Origin of the sequence: Prauserella sp. PE36 (assembly GCF_003311655.1) — a bacterium.
Classification (GTDB): domain Bacteria; phylum Actinomycetota; class Actinomycetes; order Mycobacteriales; family Pseudonocardiaceae; genus Prauserella_A; species Prauserella_A endophytica.
Genome location: NZ_QEQT01000059.1, coordinates 146,045 through 162,583, shown reverse-complemented (window position 1 = coordinate 162,583; position 16,539 = coordinate 146,045). Strand labels below are relative to the sequence as shown.

Below are 16,539 nucleotides of genomic sequence, written 5' to 3'. Positions count from 1 at the left end.
TGAGGCGGCCAGTGGTTCACTGCTCGCATGACACGTGACGAGGCGCTCGGGCTCAGCTACGCCGTCGGCTCGGACGTCGGCCAACGGCGCAGCGCGAACGAGGACTCCGCCTACGCGACCCCACGCCTGCTCGCCGTCGCGGACGGGATGGGTGGCCACGCCGCGGGTGAGGTGGCCAGCGCGCTCGCGATCGAGGCGATGGCCGACCTCGACAACCGGCTGGCGGAGGCCGAGCACGAGCCCGCCGACCTCCTGGAGGTGCTGGGCGAGGGGGTCGCCGACGCCTCAGCCCGGCTCAACGAACGCGTGGCGGACGACCCCGAACTGGAAGGCATGGGCACCACGCTGACCGCGATGCTGTGGGACGGCGACACGTTCGGGCTGGCCCACATCGGCGACTCGCGCGGCTACCTGCTCAGGGCAGGCGAGCTGAGCCAGCTGACGCGCGACCACACGATGGTCCAGTCACTCGTCGACGAGGGCAAGATGCCGCCAGAGCTCGCGGCCCGTCACCCCGGCCGCTCGGTGCTGATCAGGGCGCTCATGGCAGGCTCGCCGGCCGAGCCGGACCTCTCCACCCACACCGCGGAGCCCGGTGACCGGTACCTGCTCTGCTCGGACGGGCTCACCGACGTCACGACGCCGGAGGAGATCCACGAGGTGCTGTCGTCGGCCGCCACCCCCGAGGACGCCGTCGGCAGGCTCATCGACATCGCCAACGAGGGCGGCGGCCCCGACAACATCACGTGCGTCGTGGCCTACGTCGACTGCTGATGCTCCCAGGGGGCGGCCGGCTCCCGTCAGGTGTGGGCGCCGCGGCGCCAGGGGCGGCGGCGCGGCCGGTGCCGCGGCTGCGTGGTCGCGGCGGGGTTCTCGCCCATCGCGGTCGACCCACCCTCGGCCGGCCCACCCGCGGGCGAGCCCACGGGCTCCGCGGACGTCACGACCTTCTTGCGGGCGGGCATGATCGCGATCAGCAGACCGACGAGCGCGCTGCCGAGGTGCAGCCAGTTGTCGGCGGTGTTGAGGGCGAGCGGGTTGCCGAGGCCCGACACGGGGTTGCTCGAGAAGACACCCGTGATCGCGAGGCCCCAGACGAACACCACGCCGTAGCCGATGAACAAGAGCCACCCGAACGTGCGCGCCAGCCCCGCGTTGAGCGCCATCAGCAGGCCGAGCACGCCGATGACGACGTGGACCACGTTGTGCAGCGGGTTGATCGAGAACAACCACAGCGTGCTGTGCTCGGCGTGGGTGAACCCGCCGAAGCCGGTGAGCACGAACCCGATGATCCCGATCGCCAGGTACACCAGGCCCACGATCGCGGCCAGCACCTGCGCCGGCTGGACACCGGCTACCCCGACCCGGGCATCCGCGCGAGGATCCATGATCGACTCCCTGATTCCTGTGACGGACGTCACGCTTCGTGGTGGGTACCCGCCAGTACGAACGGCGAAACCGGACAGGGCTCCCCCTTTCGGGCTACCGTCGGGCGCGTGGCTCTGGCGGTGTGCGTGCTGTTCGACGGCCGGTCCGAGCGCGCGCTGCGCAAGCTCTGGCTGCGGATCGAGGAGCTCGGCGTCCCCACCCTCGCCTCGCACACGCACGGCAGCCACCACCCGCACCTTTCCTACGTCGTGCTGCTGGCGTGGGACCTCGGCGCCGTGCGCGCGGCCGTGGAGGCGCTGCCCGATCACGGCCCGTTCGACCTCTCCTTCGACGCGGTCGCGACGTTCCGGCGTGGCCGGGTCTCGCTCGTTCCGGCCGTGCCCGCCGACCTCGTGTCGCGCCAGCAGGCCGTGGTGCAGGCGACGCGGGCCACTGGCGCGCTCGTGCACAAGCACTACGAGACCGGCCGGTGGCTACCGCACTCGTCACTCGCGACGCGGGCGCAGACCGAGCGGCTGCCACAGGTCGCCTCGGCGGTCTACGACGTGCTGCCGCTGACGGTGCGCGCCACGCGAGCCGCGCTGATCGACAGCGCCACGGGCGAGCTGTGGCCCTTGCGGAACGTGCCCTGAGCGACAGCACCGGCCCACCCCACCGACCCGCCCACCCGCAGTGAAGGCCACCATCACTGCGTGGAATCAGACACAGCGGCGCGGAGCGCCTCCTTTTGGGTGGTGGGGGGAGACGGGCGGGCGCAGGGAAGGTGGCCTTCACTGCGGAGGCTGGCTAGGTCAGACAGGTCACCGGCACGCGGTGCACGGCGTTGTTCGCGTAGCCACCGCGGTTCCACGGCTCCCGGTGGGGCTGCGTGTTGCCGTCGGCGTCCGTGGCCCGCACCGCGAGCGTGTACGTGCCCGGCTCCGCGTGCCACGTCGCGGTGAACCGCCGCCACGCCCACCGGTGCCCCGTCGGCGGTTCCAGCTCCGCGGGCGACCACGACGCGCCGCCGTCGGTGCTCACCTCGACGCGCGCCAACGGCGCCAGTCCCGACCACGCGCGGCCCGTCAGCTCCACCGGCCCGGGCCGCACGATCCGGTGCCGGGTCTGGAAATCCGGGAAGCCGGGCGGCACCAGCAGCGACCTCGGCACGATGCGCGTCACCGGCTCGCCGTCCTCGCCGCCGGCGTGCTTGACGCGGTAGGCCACTGTGTTCTGGTAGCCCGTGAACGGTGTCTCGGTGACGTCGATCGAGGTCAGCCACTTCACGTGAGCCATCCCGTACCACCCCGGCACCACGAGCCGCAGCGGGAAACCGTGCTGCGGCGGCAAGGGAAGCCCGTTCATCTCGTAGGCGAGCAGCACGTCCTCGCCGAGCGCGTCCCCGAGCGCGAGTCCGCGCCGGTAGTCCTGCTCGATACCGCGCTCCACCCCGTGATCGGCGCCGGTGAAGACAACGTCGACGGCGACCTCGCCGAGCCCGGCCTCCGCGAGCACATCGCGCAGTGGCACCCCGGTCCACTCGGCGGTGCCGACGGCTTCGACCAGCCATGGCTGGCTGATCGGCCGTGGCCGCAGCGAAGCGCGGCCGTTGCCCGCGCACTCCATCGTCACCCGCACCGTTCGCGACGGCCGGGCCCGCAGGTCGGCCAGCGACAGAGACAGCGGCGTGCCGGAATGCCCGTTGACGGTCAGCCGCCACGTCCGCGCGTCGATCACCGGGATGTCGAAGTGGATCAGCAGGTAGTGCAGGCCCTGCGGGGTGAGGTCGTGGTGGAGCGCCTCCAGCGGCATCCCGTGGTTGCGCGCGGCGAGCGCGAGCTCGTCCATCGTGATCTGTTCGCCCTCGCCGGCGAGCCTGCCGGGAAGGCTGAGGGCGGAGAGCTGCGTGTCCATGGGGCCAGGATCCTCGGCCGGACCGCCCCGCGCGAGGGTCTAACGCACCTCGGCCGATGGCGCGTTCCACGTGTCGCACGTGGCGACGGTGCCGCCGTCGAACCCGGCCCGCGCCCAGCGCAGCTGCGTCTCGCTGTCGCCGTGGGTCTCGCTGTCGACCCAGTTCCGGAAGTCCTGGACCGCCGCCTCGGCGTCGGCGGCGCTGATCGAGCCCCGGCCCGCCGCGCTCGCGAGAAACAGCCCGGCGAAGCAGTTCGCCTGCAGCTCGACCCTGCGGTGCAGCTCGTGGTCCTGTGGGCTGCCCGGCGCGTAGGCGTCGAGCTCGCGGTTGGCCATGCCGAGGATGCCGCTCAGCTGCTGAATGTGGTGCCCGTACTCGTGTGCCAGCGTCGCCAGGTGCGCCTCGGTGGTGACGCCGAGCGAGTCGAGCACCCGCCCGTACGGCAGGTAGATCGTCCGGTCGAGGTCGCAGTAGAGGCCGGTGGCCTCGGCGGCGGGCGGCAGCGCGCCGCACCGGGTCACGGGGTCGTCGGCCAGCGACACCGTGACCGGGGAGAACCTCGCGCCGACGCTGTCGAGTACGGGCCGCCACGCGGCGGCGAGACATCGGATCTCGGCGTGGTAGTACGCCCGCAGCCGCGGAAGGTCGCCGCTGAAGACGGGCAGGTCGCAGGCGACCGGCGCGAGCACGGTCCTGGAGGTGAGCAGGGGGTTGTCGCGCACCCCCGGGGCCGCGGCGCCGTCGCGGGGAGCCCGGGGCTCCTGGTCGGCCGCCCGCACCGTGCCGCCGGAGCCACCGTGCAGGCCGGCGATGACGAACACGAGCACCCCGGCGAGCAGCGCGCACACCGCCACCGGCAGGGCCCGGCGCCGCCACCGGGGCGGCCGAGCACTCGGAAGCTCCTCCCCCGGCCCGGGGTGGTCCCACATCGATGCCGGCAGGTCCTCGATGAAGGGCCGCGGTGCGGCGCGATCCTCGGTGGGACGCCCGGAATCGTCACCAGCAACGCCCACGACAGACCTCTGCTCGGTATCCGACAACCTGGAAGGAGAATAATCGCCGGAGAAGGCGACCAAGGTCACGGAACGTTGTCGTAACGTGATCTCGGCCGCCTTCGGCGGCACTACAGGGAGCCGCGGCGCCAGGGCCCGGTGATCGCGAAGGTGATCCCCGGCGTCTGCGCGTTAACGAAGAGCCAGTTGCCTCGCTTCGGCTCGAACGTCGAGCCGCACCACTCCGACCCCGAGTAGTCGCCGGGCGCCACCTTCTTGCCCGGCACCCCGCCCTCGGGGATCACGACGCGGTTGAGGGCGAACGGGAATATCTCGCCATCGGTGGTGAGACCGTGCAGGTACTCACCCTCGCTGCCGTCCTCGCACAGCACGATCCCGCCGCGCGGGCTGACGCAGATGTTGTCGGGGTTGTTCAGCACCGTCGCGTCGGGCGAGGCGAACAGCACGCGCATCCGCTCGGTCCTCGGGTCGTACTCGAAGACCTGGCCCTGACCCTTCGGCCCGCCGCTGGTGGAGACGATGTAGACGCGGTCGTTGCCCCACCACGCTCCCTCCAGCCTGCGGAACACGGCTGCGCCAAGTGCGGCGCCCTGCTCGGCGGGCCGGGTCTCGCCCGGTGCGTAGTCCGGGTTGGGCACGGTGACCCACGACGTCCGGTACCGCGTGCCCGTGCCGTCGGTGTAGGTCGAGTACGAGCCGCCCTCCGGGGTCTCCACGACGAGCATCTGCAGCGTGCCGCCCGCATCGAGCTTCCCCCGCTTGCGCGGCAGGTACCGGTAGAAGCCCGACGGGGTGGCGTCCTCGGTGAGGTAGACGATGCCGGTGCCGGGGTCGACCGCGACGGCTTCATGGCTGAACCGGCCCATGCCCTTCAGCGGGGACGGGTCGGCCTTGCCGTCGAAGGGCACCTCGAAGACGTAGCCGTGCCGGGTGCCGTCCGGCGCGATCTCCGTGGTCTCCTCGCACGTCAGCCAGGTGCCCCACGGCGTGGGGCCGCCCGCGCAGTTGCGGATCGTGCCGGACAGGCTGGCCCACGACTCCGTGAACTCGCCCTTCTCGGGATCGAACACGAGGTTGGTGGTGCCGCCGGTGGCGGCGGGGTTGTAGGCGGGTTCGGTGAACGCGCCGGTGTAGCCGCCCTGCTCGTGGTTGCGGACCAGCGCGATCTTGCCGTCGCGACGGTGGAACGCCGCCATCCCGTCGTGCATGCCGGGCGTCGGTGTGCCGTCGGACATGGCGTCGCCGGTCCAGCCGTAGCTGAGGTACTCGAAGCCCCTGGGCAGGGCCAGTAGCGGCAGCCCGGTCGTCTGGTCCCTGACCGGGGACAGCGGGCCGTAGTCGGGACTGGAGTTACGCTTGGTGAGCGGAGCCGCACCGGCGGTGCGGGCACTGAGCGCTTCGAGGGGACCGAGTGCGGCGAGCGTGGCGGTCGCGGCCACGCCCGCGCGGAAGAAGCCTCGCCGGTCGAGGCCACCGGTGGGGGCGGTGTCAGTCACGGATTTCCTCCCGTCCTGGGGAACGGGAGGACGCTAACCAGCGAATACGTCACTTCAGCCCGATTCGTGCGGAACGCGTGACGAAGGCTCGGTGAACCTTTGAGGGTGGGCGCAGCAGGGTTCGAACCTGCGACCCCCTGCTTGTAAGGCAGGTGCTCTTCCGCTGAGCTATGCGCCCTGGTGGCGGCACCCTGCGGTGCCGCCGGGGTGGATCAGCCGAGCTCCGCGACGGCCTTCTTCCACGCCTGCTGGTCGCGCGCCTCGCCGGGCTGGTTGACCTCGGCGAAGCGGACGACGCCCTCCTTGTCGATCAGGAAGGTGCCGCGCACGGCCAGGCCGGCCTTGTCGTTGAAGACGCCGTATGCCTTGGCGACCTCACCGTGCGGCCAGAAGTCCGACAGCAGCGGGAACTGGTAGCCCTGCTGCTCGGCCCACGCCTTGAGCGAGAACGGCGTGTCGACCGAGACACCGAGGACCTGGACGCCCTCGTTGTCGTACTCGGCGAACTCGTCCCTGAGCTGGCACAGCTCGCCCTGGCAGATACCGCTGAACGCGAACGGGTAGAAGACAAGCAGCACAGGCTTGTCCCCCCGGAACGACGACAGCGTGACTTCCTGCTTGTTGTAGTCGTTGAGCGTGAAGTCCGGGGCTTGCGAACCGACCTCGACCGCCATACCGAGTATTTCCTCTCCCGTAGGTCGTCCGGCCTATGAAAACCGCGTGTGCCGGACAACCCTATCGCGGGCAACGGGCCGCCGTATGGGCCAGTCTCGTGCCTAGCGGCGTGATTTCGACCTCGGCACCAGGCGCGTCGCCGCCCAGGCCTCGCCGAGGCTCAGGTTCGACGTCTGCGACAGCCCCACGGTCGGCACGGCCTCCGCGATCTCGCTCGGTTCCACGTGACCGGGCTGGCCGGTCTTCGGAGTCAGGACCCAGATGACGCCGTTCTCGTCGAGCGGTGCCCTGGCGTCGACGAGCGCGTCGCCGAGGTCACCGTCGCCGTCGCGCCACCACAGCAGCACCACGTCGATGACCTCGTCGGCGTCCTCGTCGAGCAGGTCAGCACCGGTGTGCTCCTCGATGGCCGCCCGGACGTCTTCGTCGACGTCCTCGTCCCAGCCGACCTCCTGGACCACCATGTCCGGCTTGATCCCAAGCCTCTCGGCGACGCTGTGCTGATCAGCGTCTCCCGCGGCGACCACGACCTCACTCCTCCAACTACAACTCGGTGCGGGGCGTCACCCGGATTCGCCGACGACCCGCACGCTTCGTACACGGATGGGCTTAGCGAACACTGGCGCGGCGCACGGCGCAACCGTCCACACCGGATCACAGGCAACTCGTGTCCCGCAGGCTACGGGCAGGACGGCCCGGACGCGAGGTGAAACGGGGTCGTTCGGACCGCCGCGGCGTCCCCCTTCCGAGGGCACTCAACTAGGGTGGGAGAGAAGCTCCACCTGGGGCTTCAGCAGGCCAAACACCGCGCAGAGCGCATGCCGAACGTTACCGCGCAGTAATGGTGACGTAAGCCGCGAATGCGACGACGATGGGCTGGAAGAAGCACACAACGAAGCGACAAACGGCGAGGAGATCCCTTGGCCCCCCAGAACGACAAGGCCGGGCAAGGCGCCACCACCGGCGCACCCGGTCAGGGAGCCCCGGCGCGCGTCCGCGTCATCCGTGACGGACTGGCGGCGCACCTACCGGACATCGACCCCGAGGAGACGGCCGAATGGCTCGACTCCTTCGACGCGGCACTGGCGAGGGGTGGCCAGCAGCGCGCGAGGTACCTGATGTTGCGGGTGCTGGAACGCGCCCGGGAACGCAACGTGGGCGTGCCGCCACTCACCGCGACGGACTACGTCAACACGATCCCCACGGAGAACGAGCCGTGGTTCCCCGGCGACGAGGAGATCGAGCGGCGCTACCGCGCCTACATCCGGTGGAACGCGGCGATCATGGTGCACCGCGCGCAGCGTCCCGGCGTCGGGGTCGGAGGGCACATCTCCACCTACGCCTCGTCGGCCGCGCTGTACGAGGTCGGCTTCAACCACTTCTTCCGCGGCAAGGACCACTCCGGCGGCGGCGACCAGATCTTCATCCAGGGCCACGCCTCCCCCGGCATCTACGCGCGCGCCTTCCTGGAAGGACGGCTCAGCGCTGATCAGCTGGACGGCTTCCGCCAGGAGTACTCGCACGCGGGCGAGGGCGGCGGGCTGCCGTCGTACCCGCACCCGAGGCTCATGCAGGACTTCTGGGAGTTCCCCACGGTCTCCATGGGCATCGGCCCGATGAACGCCGTCTACCAGGCGCGGTTCAACCGGTACCTCCACGCCCGCGGCATCAAGGACACGAGCGACCAGCACGTGTGGGCCTTCCTCGGCGATGGCGAGATGGACGAGCCGGAGTCGCGCGGGCTGATCCACGTCGCCTCCGGCGAGGGCCTGGACAACCTCACGTTCGTCATCAACTGCAACCTGCAGCGGCTCGACGGGCCGGTGCGCGGCAACGGCAAGATCATCCAGGAGCTCGAGGCCTACTTCCGGGGCGCGGGCTGGAACGTGATCAAGGTCATCTGGGGCCGCGAGTGGGACGCGCTGCTGCACGGAGACCGCGACGGCGCGCTGGTCAACCTGATGAACACCACGCCCGACGGCGACTTCCAGACCTACAAGGCCAACGACGGCGCGTACGTCCGCGAGCACTTCTTCGGCCGTGACCCGCGCACGAAGGACCTCGTCAAGGACCTCTCCGACGCGGACATCTGGAACCTCAAGCGCGGCGGCCACGACTACCGCAAGGTGTACGCCGCCTACAAGGCCGCGCTGGAGCACCACGGCCAGCCGACCGTGATCCTTGCCCACACCATCAAGGGCTACGGGCTCGGCCCGGCGTTCGAGGGCCGCAACGCCACGCACCAGATGAAGAAGCTCACGCTGGACGACCTCAAGCTGTTCCGCGACGCCCAGCGCATCCCGGTCAGCGACGAGCAGCTGGAACAGGACCCGAAGCTGCCGCCGTACTACCACCCCGGCAAGGACTCCGAGGAGATCCAGTACATGCTGGGCCGCCGCAAGGCGCTCGGCGGTTACCTGCCGGAGCGGCGCGCGACGAAGGCCAAGCCGCTCGTGCTGCCGGGCGACAAGGTGTACGAGGCCATCCGCAAGGGCTCGGGCAAGCAGGAGGTCGCCACCACGATGGCGTTCGTCCGCCTGGTCCGCGAGCTGGCCAAGGACGCCGAGATCGGCAACCGGATCGTCCCGATCATCCCGGACGAGGCGCGCACGTTCGGCCTCGACTCGATGTTCCCGACGGCCAAGATCTACAACCCGCACGGGCAGACCTACACCTCGGTCGACGCGCAGCTGATGCTGGCCTACAAGGAGTCCGAGCAGGGCCAGCTGCTGCACGAGGGCATCAACGAGGCGGGCTCGACGGCGTCGTTCACGGCGGTCGGCACGTCCTACGCCACGCACGGCGAGCCGATGATCCCGATCTACATCTTCTACTCGATGTTCGGGTTCCAGCGCACTGGCGACGGCCTGTACGCGGCGGCCGACCAGATGGCCCGCGGCTTCGTCCTCGGCGCCACGGCGGGCCGCACGACGCTGACCGGCGAGGGCCTGCAGCACGCGGACGGGCACTCGATCCTGCTGTCGGCCACCAATCCGGCCGCGGTGACGTACGACCCGGCGTGGTCGTTCGAGATCGCGCACATCGTGCGGGACGGCCTGCGCCGCATGTACGGCGAGACCGGGCCCGACGGCAACGGCGAGAACGTCTTCTACTACCTGACCGTCTACAACGAGCCGTACCAGCAGCCTGCCGAGCCGGAGAACCTCGACGTCGACGGCCTGCTCAAGGGTCTCTACCGCTACGCGGAGGCACCCGAGGGAGACGGCCCCGAGGCCCAGATCCTCGTCTCGGGCGTCACGATGCCGGACGCGCTCAAGGCGCAGGAGATGCTCCGGGAGGAGTGGGGCGTCCGTGCCGCGGTGTGGTCGGCGACGTCGTGGACGGAGCTGCGCCGCGAGGCCGTCGAGGTCGACCGGGACAACTTCCTGTACCCCGGCGACACCCCGCGCGTGCCCTACGTCACCTCCGCGCTCAAGGACGCGAACGGGCCCGTCGTGGCCGTGTCGGACTGGATGCGCGCGGTGCCGGACCTCATCCGGCCGTGGGTGCCGACCGACATGCTCACGCTGGGCACCGACGGGTTCGGCTTCTCCGACACCCGTCCCGCCGCGCGGCGGCACTTCCTCGTCGACGCGGAGTCGATCACGGTCGGCGTGCTGACGATGCTCGCCCGCCGTGGCGAGTTCGACCAGGCGAAGGTCGTCGAGGCGACAGAGAAGTACCGGATCCACGACGTCGCCGCGGCGGGCCCGCAGACGTCGGACTCGGGCGTCGCCTGAGTCAGTATCGGCACCTCACGACCCGCCGCCGGCCCCGCCCGGCGGCGGGTCGTCCCGTCAGTGGAACGCAAAGGAGCCCATTGTGACCAGGCGCAGGCTGCCGAGGCCCGCCGAGCTCGCCGAGATCCTGCGGCCGAAGCCGTTCGTGGCCAATCCGACCGACCGGCGGCTCGCCGCCGCCCACACGATCGCCGACCTGCGCACGATCGCGCGCAGGCGCACGCCGAGGGCCGTTTTCGACTACACCGACGGGGCCGCGGAGCTGGAGGACAGCCTGCGCCGCGCTCGGCAGGCGTACCGGGGCGTCGAGTTCCGTCCGAACGTGCTGCGCGGCGTGTCCGATGTGGACACCAGCGTCGAGGTGCTGGGCGCGCGCTCGGCGCTGCCGTTCGCATTCGCTCCCACCGGGTTCACGCGGATGATGCACCACGAGGGCGAGTCCGCGGTCGCGCGCGTCGCCCAGCGCAACGGTGTTCCGTACGCGCTGTCGACCATGGGCACGACCTCGATCGAGGACGTCGCCGCCGTGGCGCCCGAGGCCCGGAAATGGTTCCAGCTCTACGTGTGGCGCGATCACGGCGCCGGCGCCGAGCTCATGCGCAGGGCGTGGGACGCGGGCTACGACACGCTGATGCTCACCGTCGACACCCCGGTCGGCGGAGCCCGCCTGCGAGACATGCGAAACGGGCTCACGATCCCGCCCGCGCTGACACTGCGGACCTTCGTCGACGGCGCGATGCACCCGGCGTGGTGGTTCAACCTGCTCACCACCGAGCCGCTGCTGTTCGCCTCGCTGACGAGCTGGGGTGGCACCGCCGCCGAGCTCATCGACGAGATGTTCGACCCCACGCTCGGCTACGACGATCTCGTGTGGGTGCGGGAAAGCTGGCCCGGCAAGCTCGTGGTGAAGGGCATACAGAATCCAGCCGACGCGAAGGACGTGGTGAAGGCGGGCGCGGAGGCCGTGGTGCTCTCCAACCACGGCGGGCGCCAGCTCGACCGCGCGCCGACACCACTGGAGCTGCTACCCCCGGCACTGGACGCCGTGGGCGGAGACGCCGAGGTGTGGATCGACACGGGCATCCTCTCCGGCGGGGACATCGTCGCCGCGCTCGCGATGGGAGCCGATCTCTGCCTCGTCGGCAGGGCCTACCTGTACGGCCTCATGGCCGGCGGCGAGCGCGGCGTGCAGCGGGCCGTGGACATCCTGCGCGGCGAGATCGTGCGCACCATGCAGTTGCTGGGCGTGCGCACCGTCGGGGCGCTGAACACCGGCCATGCCGTACTCCGCTGACCCGGGGAAAGGGGACCACGAAAGGGTGAGAACCCTTCCGTCCGGTGATCCACAAGGTCCATAGTGGAATCACCGGTGGGGACCGGGGAGACGAGACCGCCCGACGCAGCGAGAACCGCAGCGCGTCGGGCGGTCTCGTAATTTAGGGCCTGGCCTGCCGGAGACGTAGTATCGCAGGCACGATGTCACCCCCCAAGCGGCAGCGCCTGTCCGCCAAGACCCTGCGCGAACTCGAACGAGCCTCCGGCCGCCTTGCGAAGGCAAGCGTCGCGGCCATGGAGGAACGTCTGCCGTGGTTCGGCCGGATGCCCGCGGACCAGCGAGCCAGTGTCCTGTTGATCACCCAGACCGGCGCGGCCGGGTTCGTCAGGTGGCTGCGCGACTCCAAGGAGGCGCTCAAGCTCACCACCGAGGCGTTCCGCGCCGCGCCCCGCGAGCTGTCGCGCTGGATCAGCCTGCGCCAGACCGTGGGCCTCGTGCGGCTGGCCATCGAGGTCTTCGAGGAGCAGCTGCCCGAGTTCGCCGCCAGCGAGGAGGAGCGGGCCGCGCTCATCGAGGGCATCCTGCGCTACGGCCGCGAGGTCGCCTTCGCCGCGGCCAACTCCTACGCCGCGGCCGCCGAGGCACGGGGCGCGTGGGACGCCCGCCTGGAGGCGCTCGTGGTGGACGGCATCGTGCGTGGCGACGCCGAGGAGTCGGTGCTGTCCAGGGCCGCGGCGCTGGGCTGGGACCCGGCGGCCGCCGCCACCGTGCTCGTGGGCAACCCGCCGTCGGACGACCCGCCGACCGTCGTGTTCGAGGTCCGCAGCCGGGCCGCGCGGGCGGGCCGTCCGGTGCTGCTCGGCGTGCAGGGCTCCCGGCTCGTCGTGGTGGTGGCCGGGCCGACCGACGGCGGCCCGAAGGACCGCCCGATCCTGCCGACGCTGTCGACGGCGTTCGCCGAGGGACCCGTGGTCGCGGGCCCCACGGTGGACAGCCTTGCCGAGGCGCATCACAGCGCCGTGGAGGCACTGTCCGGCCTGCGCGCGGTGGTCGGCTGGCCCTCGGCGCCGAGGCCGACCCGCTCGGTCGACCTGCTGCCCGAGCGCGCGCTTGCGGGCGACGCCGAGGCCGAACGCCAGCTGATCGAGAGCATCGCGCGGCCGCTGGAGGACGCGGGCCCCGCGCTGCTGGAGACCATCGAGACCTACCTCGAGAGCGGCGGTGTGCTGGAGACGTGCGCGCGGCAGCTCTTCGTCCACCCGAACACGGTGCGCTACCGGCTGCGCAAGGCCGCCGAGCTCACCGGCCGCAACGCGGGCGACCCGCGGGACGCGCTCGTGCTTCGCACCGCGCTCACGGTCGGCAGGCTCGCCAGGTCGCGCGGCCTTTGGTGACGTCAGTCACAAATGAACTGCTCGAACCCGACAATAGGGCCACGTCGGCGAGGGGTCACGTCACCTGGCGTTTGTAGGCTCCCCACAACGTCACGCGACGGACTTCGTGACCCGTCGGCATCCCCCGCGACCGGGCCGGACGTGTTCCCTGAAGGGGTGATGGCACTTCTCTGCCCCGGACAGGGGTCGCAGGCTCCCGGAATGCTCACCCCCTGGCTCGAGCTCGACGGCGCCCGCGAGCGGGTACAGCAGTGGTCCGATCGCGCCGGCCTCGACCTGCTGCGCCTCGGCACCGAGGGCGACGCCGAGGAGATCCAGGACACCGCCATCACGCAGCCGCTGATCGTGGCGCTGTCCCTGCTGGCCGCCGAGCACCTGCCCGAGAGTGTGCCCTCGGACGCCCCCGTGGCCGGGCACTCGGTCGGTGAGCTCGCCGCCGCCGCCATCGCCGGGGTGTTCTCGCCCGACGACGCCGTCGCGCTGGCCGCCGTCCGCGGCGCCGAGATGGCCAAGGCGTGCGCGATCGAGCCCACCAGCATGGCCGCGGTGATGCTCGGAGAGCCCGAGCGGGTGGTCGCGTGGCTGCACGAGAACGGGCTGGAGGCCGCCAACCAGAACGGCGCCGGCCAGATCGTCGCCTCCGGATCGGCAGCGCAGATCGAGAAGATCGTCGCCGAGCCGCTGGAGGGCACCAAGGTGCGTCCCCTGAAGGTGGCGGGCGCATTCCACACCAAGTACATGGCCCCCGCCGAGGAGGCGCTGCGGGCCCTCGCCGCGGAGATCACCCCCTTCGACCCGGTGCGCCCGCTGCTGTCGAACGCCGACGGCTCCGTGGTGACCAGCGGCGGCGAGTACCTCGAGCGACTGGTGAAGCAGGTGACCCGGCCGGTGCGCTGGGACCTGACGATGCGTGAGCTCGCCGCTCTCGGTGTCACGAGCACCGTGGAGCTGCCGCCCGCCGGCACCCTGACCGGCCTGGTGAAGCGCGAGCTCAAGGGCACCGTCACCACGCTCGTCGCGCTCAAGACCCCCGCGAACCTGGAGGATGTCCGATGACGGGTGGCCGACCGGCCATGAAGCTCCGGCAGGGGCCTGCGGCGACGCGCATTCTCGGCGTGGGCAGCACGCAGCCGGACAAGATCGTCACCAACGACGACCTCTCGCAGGTCATGGAAACCAACGACCAGTGGATCCGTGAGCGCGTGGGCATCGTCGAGCGCCGGTTCGCCGAGAAGGACGAGCTGCTGGTCGACATGGCCGTCGCCGCAGGAGCAAAGGCGCTCGCCGACGCGGGCACCGATCCGTCCGAAGTAGACACCGTGATCGTGCCCAACTGCACGATGCCCTCGCCCATTCCGAACGCCGCGGGTCAGGTGGCCGAGCGCATCGGGATCAAGGCGGCCGGCGCGTTCGACCTCAACGCCGCGTGTGCGGGCTTCTGCTACGGCCTCGGCGTGGCCTCCGATCTCATCCGCTCCGGTTCTGCGGGCAAGGTGCTGGTGATCGGCGCCGAGAAGCTCACCGACGTGGTGGACCCGCAGGACCGCTCCACGGCCATCATCTTCGCCGACGGCGCCGGTGCCGCGCTGGTCGGTCCCTCCGACGAACCGGGCATCGGCCCGGTGGCGTGGGGCAGCGCGGGCGACCTCGTCGACATGATCTACATGCGGGAGCACCGCTACCTCTACCAGGAGGGTCAGGCGGTCTTCCGCTGGGCCACCACGCAGATCGCGCCGATCGCGATGCGCGCCGTTGAGCTCGCGGGGCTGGAACTGTCCGATGTGGACGTGCTCATCCCGCACCAGGCGAACCTGCGGATCGTCGAGGCGATCGCCAAGCGGCTGCGGGCGAAGGGCGCCAGGGAGGACCTGGTGGTCGCCGACGACATCCGCTACTCCGGCAACACCTCGTCGGCCTCGATCCCGCTCGCCCTGGACCACATGCGCGCGGCGGGCACCGTGAAGACCGGCGACGTGGTGCTGCTGGTCGGCTTCGGCGCCGGCCTCTCCTACGCGGGCCAGGTCATCATCTGCCCGTGATACTCCCGGCCCGCGGCGGACGCGTTAAGGTCCGTCGCAAGCGCAAGCGCTTCGATTAGGAAGGAAACCGCCAAGTGGCAGACAAAGAAGAGATCCTGTCCGGCCTCGCCGAGATCGTCGAGGAGGTCGCCGGTGTGGCACAGGACGACGTGAGCACGGAGAAGTCGTTCGTGGACGACCTCGACATCGACTCGCTGTCCATGGTGGAGATCGCCGTGCAGGCCGAGGACAAGTTCGGGGTCAAGATCCCGGACGACGAGCTCGCGAACCTCAAGACCGTCGGGGACGCCGTCGACTACGTCGCGGCGAACTCCAAGTAACAACTCGGTTGGCTACCTCGGGGAGACTGCAATGAGCAACATCGACGTGGTGATCACCGGACTCGGCGCCACCACGCCGCTCGGCGGGGACGTCACGTCCACCTGGGACGGCCTCATCGCGGGCCGCAGTGGCGTCCGCACCATCGAGGCGGACTGGGTCGAACGCTTCGACCTCCCGGTGAAGATCGGCGCGAGTCTCGCCGAGGAGCCGACGGAAACCATCCCGCGCGTTCAGGCTCGCAGGCTGGACCGGTGCGAGCAGGTCGCGCTCATCGCGGCACGGCAGGCCTGGGCGGACGCCGGGTTCGCCGAGCAGACCGACGAGCACACGGACGTGGAGCCGGAGCGGCTCGGCGTGTCCATCGGCTCCGGCATCGGCGGCCCGGTCACGCTGCTCGACCAGGACGACCTGCTCGAGGAGCACGGCATCCGCAAGGTGTCGCCGCTGACCGTGCCGATGCTGATGCCCAACGGGCCTGCCGCGCACGTCGGGATCGATCTCAAGGCCCGCGCTGGAGTGCACTCGCCCGCCTCGGCGTGTGCTTCCGGTGCGGAAGGCATCGCGACCGGGTTCCAGATGATCCAGTCCGGCCGGGCCGACGTCGTGGTCGCGGGCGGTGCGGAAGCCTGCATCGCCCCGATCACCATCGCCGGCTTCGCGCAGGCGCGGACCGTCTCGACACGCAACGACGACCCCGCGCACGCGTCGCGCCCGTTCGACACGGGCCGGGACGGCTTCGTGCTCGGCGAGGGTGCCGGTGCGGTCGTGCTGGAGCGTGCCGACCGGGCCGCGGCCCGCGGCGCGCGGGTGTACGCGCGGCTGAGCGGCTTCGGCATCACCTCGGACGCCCACCACATCACGGGCAACCACCCGGACGGCATCGGCCAGATCGCGGCGATGCACCACGCGATCCGGATGGCGGGACTGACGGCGAGCGATGTCGGGCACGTCAACGCGCACGCGACCTCCACGGTCGTCGGCGACGTGGGAGAGGCGGCGGCCATCCGCAAGGCCATCGGCGAACACCCGGTGGTCACCGCGCCGAAGAGCGCGCTCGGCCACCTGGTGGGCGGCGCGGGCGCGGTGGAGGGCATCATCGCGATCCTGTCGATCTACCACGGGCTCGTGCCGGCCACGCTCAACCTGGAGAACCTGGACCCGAAGGTCGACCTCGACGTCGTCTCCGGCGAGGCCCGCAAGGTGGAGCTGACCGCCGCGATCAGCAACTCCTTCGGCTTCGGCGGCCACAACACTGCCCTGCTGTTCACAGCCGCCTGAGTCCCCACGACTGCAGTGAAGGCC

General features: G+C 70.9%; 15 protein-coding genes and 1 tRNA gene. 9 read left to right on the top strand and 7 right to left on the bottom strand.

The window, feature by feature from the left end; all coding sequences use genetic code 11:
• Positions 1 to 27: 27 nt before the first annotated feature.
• Positions 28 to 774, top strand: a complete 747-nt coding sequence (locus DI005_RS14370; RefSeq protein WP_112274964.1) for a PP2C family serine/threonine-protein phosphatase — start codon at positions 28 to 30, stop codon at positions 772 to 774.
• Between the two features lie 26 nt (positions 775 to 800).
• On the opposite strand, the gene DI005_RS14365 is transcribed toward DI005_RS14370, so the two are convergent.
• Positions 801 to 1,388 (bottom strand): DUF4383 domain-containing protein, encoded by a 588-nt coding sequence (locus DI005_RS14365; RefSeq protein ID WP_112274962.1) that lies wholly within the window; start codon positions 1,386 to 1,388, stop codon positions 801 to 803.
• 108 nt (positions 1,389 to 1,496) lie between these two features.
• Between DI005_RS14365 and DI005_RS14360 the strand changes: the two genes are divergently transcribed.
• Positions 1,497 to 2,021, top strand: a complete 525-nt coding sequence (locus DI005_RS14360; protein ID WP_112274960.1) for a 2'-5' RNA ligase family protein — start codon at positions 1,497 to 1,499, stop codon at positions 2,019 to 2,021.
• A 154-nt stretch (positions 2,022 to 2,175) separates the two neighbouring features.
• On the opposite strand, the gene DI005_RS14355 is transcribed toward DI005_RS14360, so the two are convergent.
• From DI005_RS14355 to DI005_RS14330, 6 genes are all read right to left on the bottom strand, one after another.
• Positions 2,176 to 3,282 carry a sulfite oxidase gene (locus tag DI005_RS14355; RefSeq protein ID WP_112274958.1) on the bottom strand — a complete coding sequence of 369 codons (1,107 nt, stop codon included), beginning with the start codon at positions 3,280 to 3,282 and terminating at the stop codon, positions 2,176 to 2,178.
• 39 nt (positions 3,283 to 3,321) lie between these two features.
• The gene (locus tag DI005_RS14350) at positions 3,322 to 4,212 is read right to left on the bottom strand and encodes a neutral zinc metallopeptidase (protein WP_112275310.1); all 891 of its coding nucleotides are present in this window, start codon (positions 4,210 to 4,212) and stop codon (positions 3,322 to 3,324) included.
• A gap of 194 nt (positions 4,213 to 4,406) precedes the next feature.
• Positions 4,407 to 5,792: an alkaline phosphatase PhoX gene (locus DI005_RS14345; RefSeq protein ID WP_112274956.1), complete on the bottom strand. Its 1,386-nt coding sequence runs from the start codon at positions 5,790 to 5,792 to the stop codon at positions 4,407 to 4,409.
• Between the two features lie 106 nt (positions 5,793 to 5,898).
• Positions 5,899 to 5,970 (bottom strand) — tRNA-Val (locus tag DI005_RS14340).
• A 34-nt stretch (positions 5,971 to 6,004) separates the two neighbouring features.
• Positions 6,005 to 6,466 (bottom strand): peroxiredoxin, encoded by a 462-nt coding sequence (locus DI005_RS14335; RefSeq protein WP_112274954.1) that lies wholly within the window; start codon positions 6,464 to 6,466, stop codon positions 6,005 to 6,007.
• 102 nt (positions 6,467 to 6,568) lie between these two features.
• The gene (locus DI005_RS14330) at positions 6,569 to 6,994 is read right to left on the bottom strand and encodes a DUF3052 domain-containing protein (RefSeq protein ID WP_110342401.1); all 426 of its coding nucleotides are present in this window, start codon (positions 6,992 to 6,994) and stop codon (positions 6,569 to 6,571) included.
• Positions 6,995 to 7,387: 393 nt separating this feature from the next.
• Between DI005_RS14330 and aceE the strand changes: the two genes are divergently transcribed.
• The 7 genes from aceE to DI005_RS14295 all read left to right on the top strand — a co-directional run bounded on the left by aceE (position 7,388) and on the right by DI005_RS14295 (position 16,515).
• A complete protein-coding gene (aceE, locus tag DI005_RS14325) occupies positions 7,388 to 10,207 on the top strand; it encodes a pyruvate dehydrogenase (acetyl-transferring), homodimeric type (protein ID WP_112274952.1) in 2,820 nt (939 codons plus the stop codon).
• 82 nt (positions 10,208 to 10,289) lie between these two features.
• The gene (locus DI005_RS14320; RefSeq protein WP_113642427.1) at positions 10,290 to 11,501 is read left to right on the top strand and encodes an alpha-hydroxy acid oxidase; all 1,212 of its coding nucleotides are present in this window, start codon (positions 10,290 to 10,292) and stop codon (positions 11,499 to 11,501) included.
• A gap of 182 nt (positions 11,502 to 11,683) precedes the next feature.
• Complete coding sequence (locus tag DI005_RS14315; protein WP_112274949.1) at positions 11,684 to 12,877, top strand: CdaR family transcriptional regulator; 1,194 nt, start codon at positions 11,684 to 11,686, stop codon at positions 12,875 to 12,877.
• 141 nt (positions 12,878 to 13,018) lie between these two features.
• Complete coding sequence (locus tag DI005_RS14310) at positions 13,019 to 13,933, top strand: ACP S-malonyltransferase (protein ID WP_304481734.1); 915 nt, start codon at positions 13,019 to 13,021, stop codon at positions 13,931 to 13,933.
• Entirely contained in the window at positions 13,930 to 14,916 is a 987-nt protein-coding gene (locus DI005_RS14305) for a beta-ketoacyl-ACP synthase III (protein WP_112274945.1), read from the top strand. The genes DI005_RS14310 and DI005_RS14305 overlap by 4 nt, the downstream gene beginning before the upstream one ends.
• Positions 14,917 to 14,990: 74 nt before the next feature.
• Complete coding sequence (locus DI005_RS14300; protein WP_110342395.1) at positions 14,991 to 15,236, top strand: acyl carrier protein; 246 nt, start codon at positions 14,991 to 14,993, stop codon at positions 15,234 to 15,236.
• A gap of 31 nt (positions 15,237 to 15,267) precedes the next feature.
• Positions 15,268 to 16,515: a beta-ketoacyl synthase gene (locus DI005_RS14295; RefSeq protein ID WP_112274943.1), complete on the top strand. Its 1,248-nt coding sequence runs from the start codon at positions 15,268 to 15,270 to the stop codon at positions 16,513 to 16,515.
• Positions 16,516 to 16,539 lie beyond the last annotated feature (24 nt).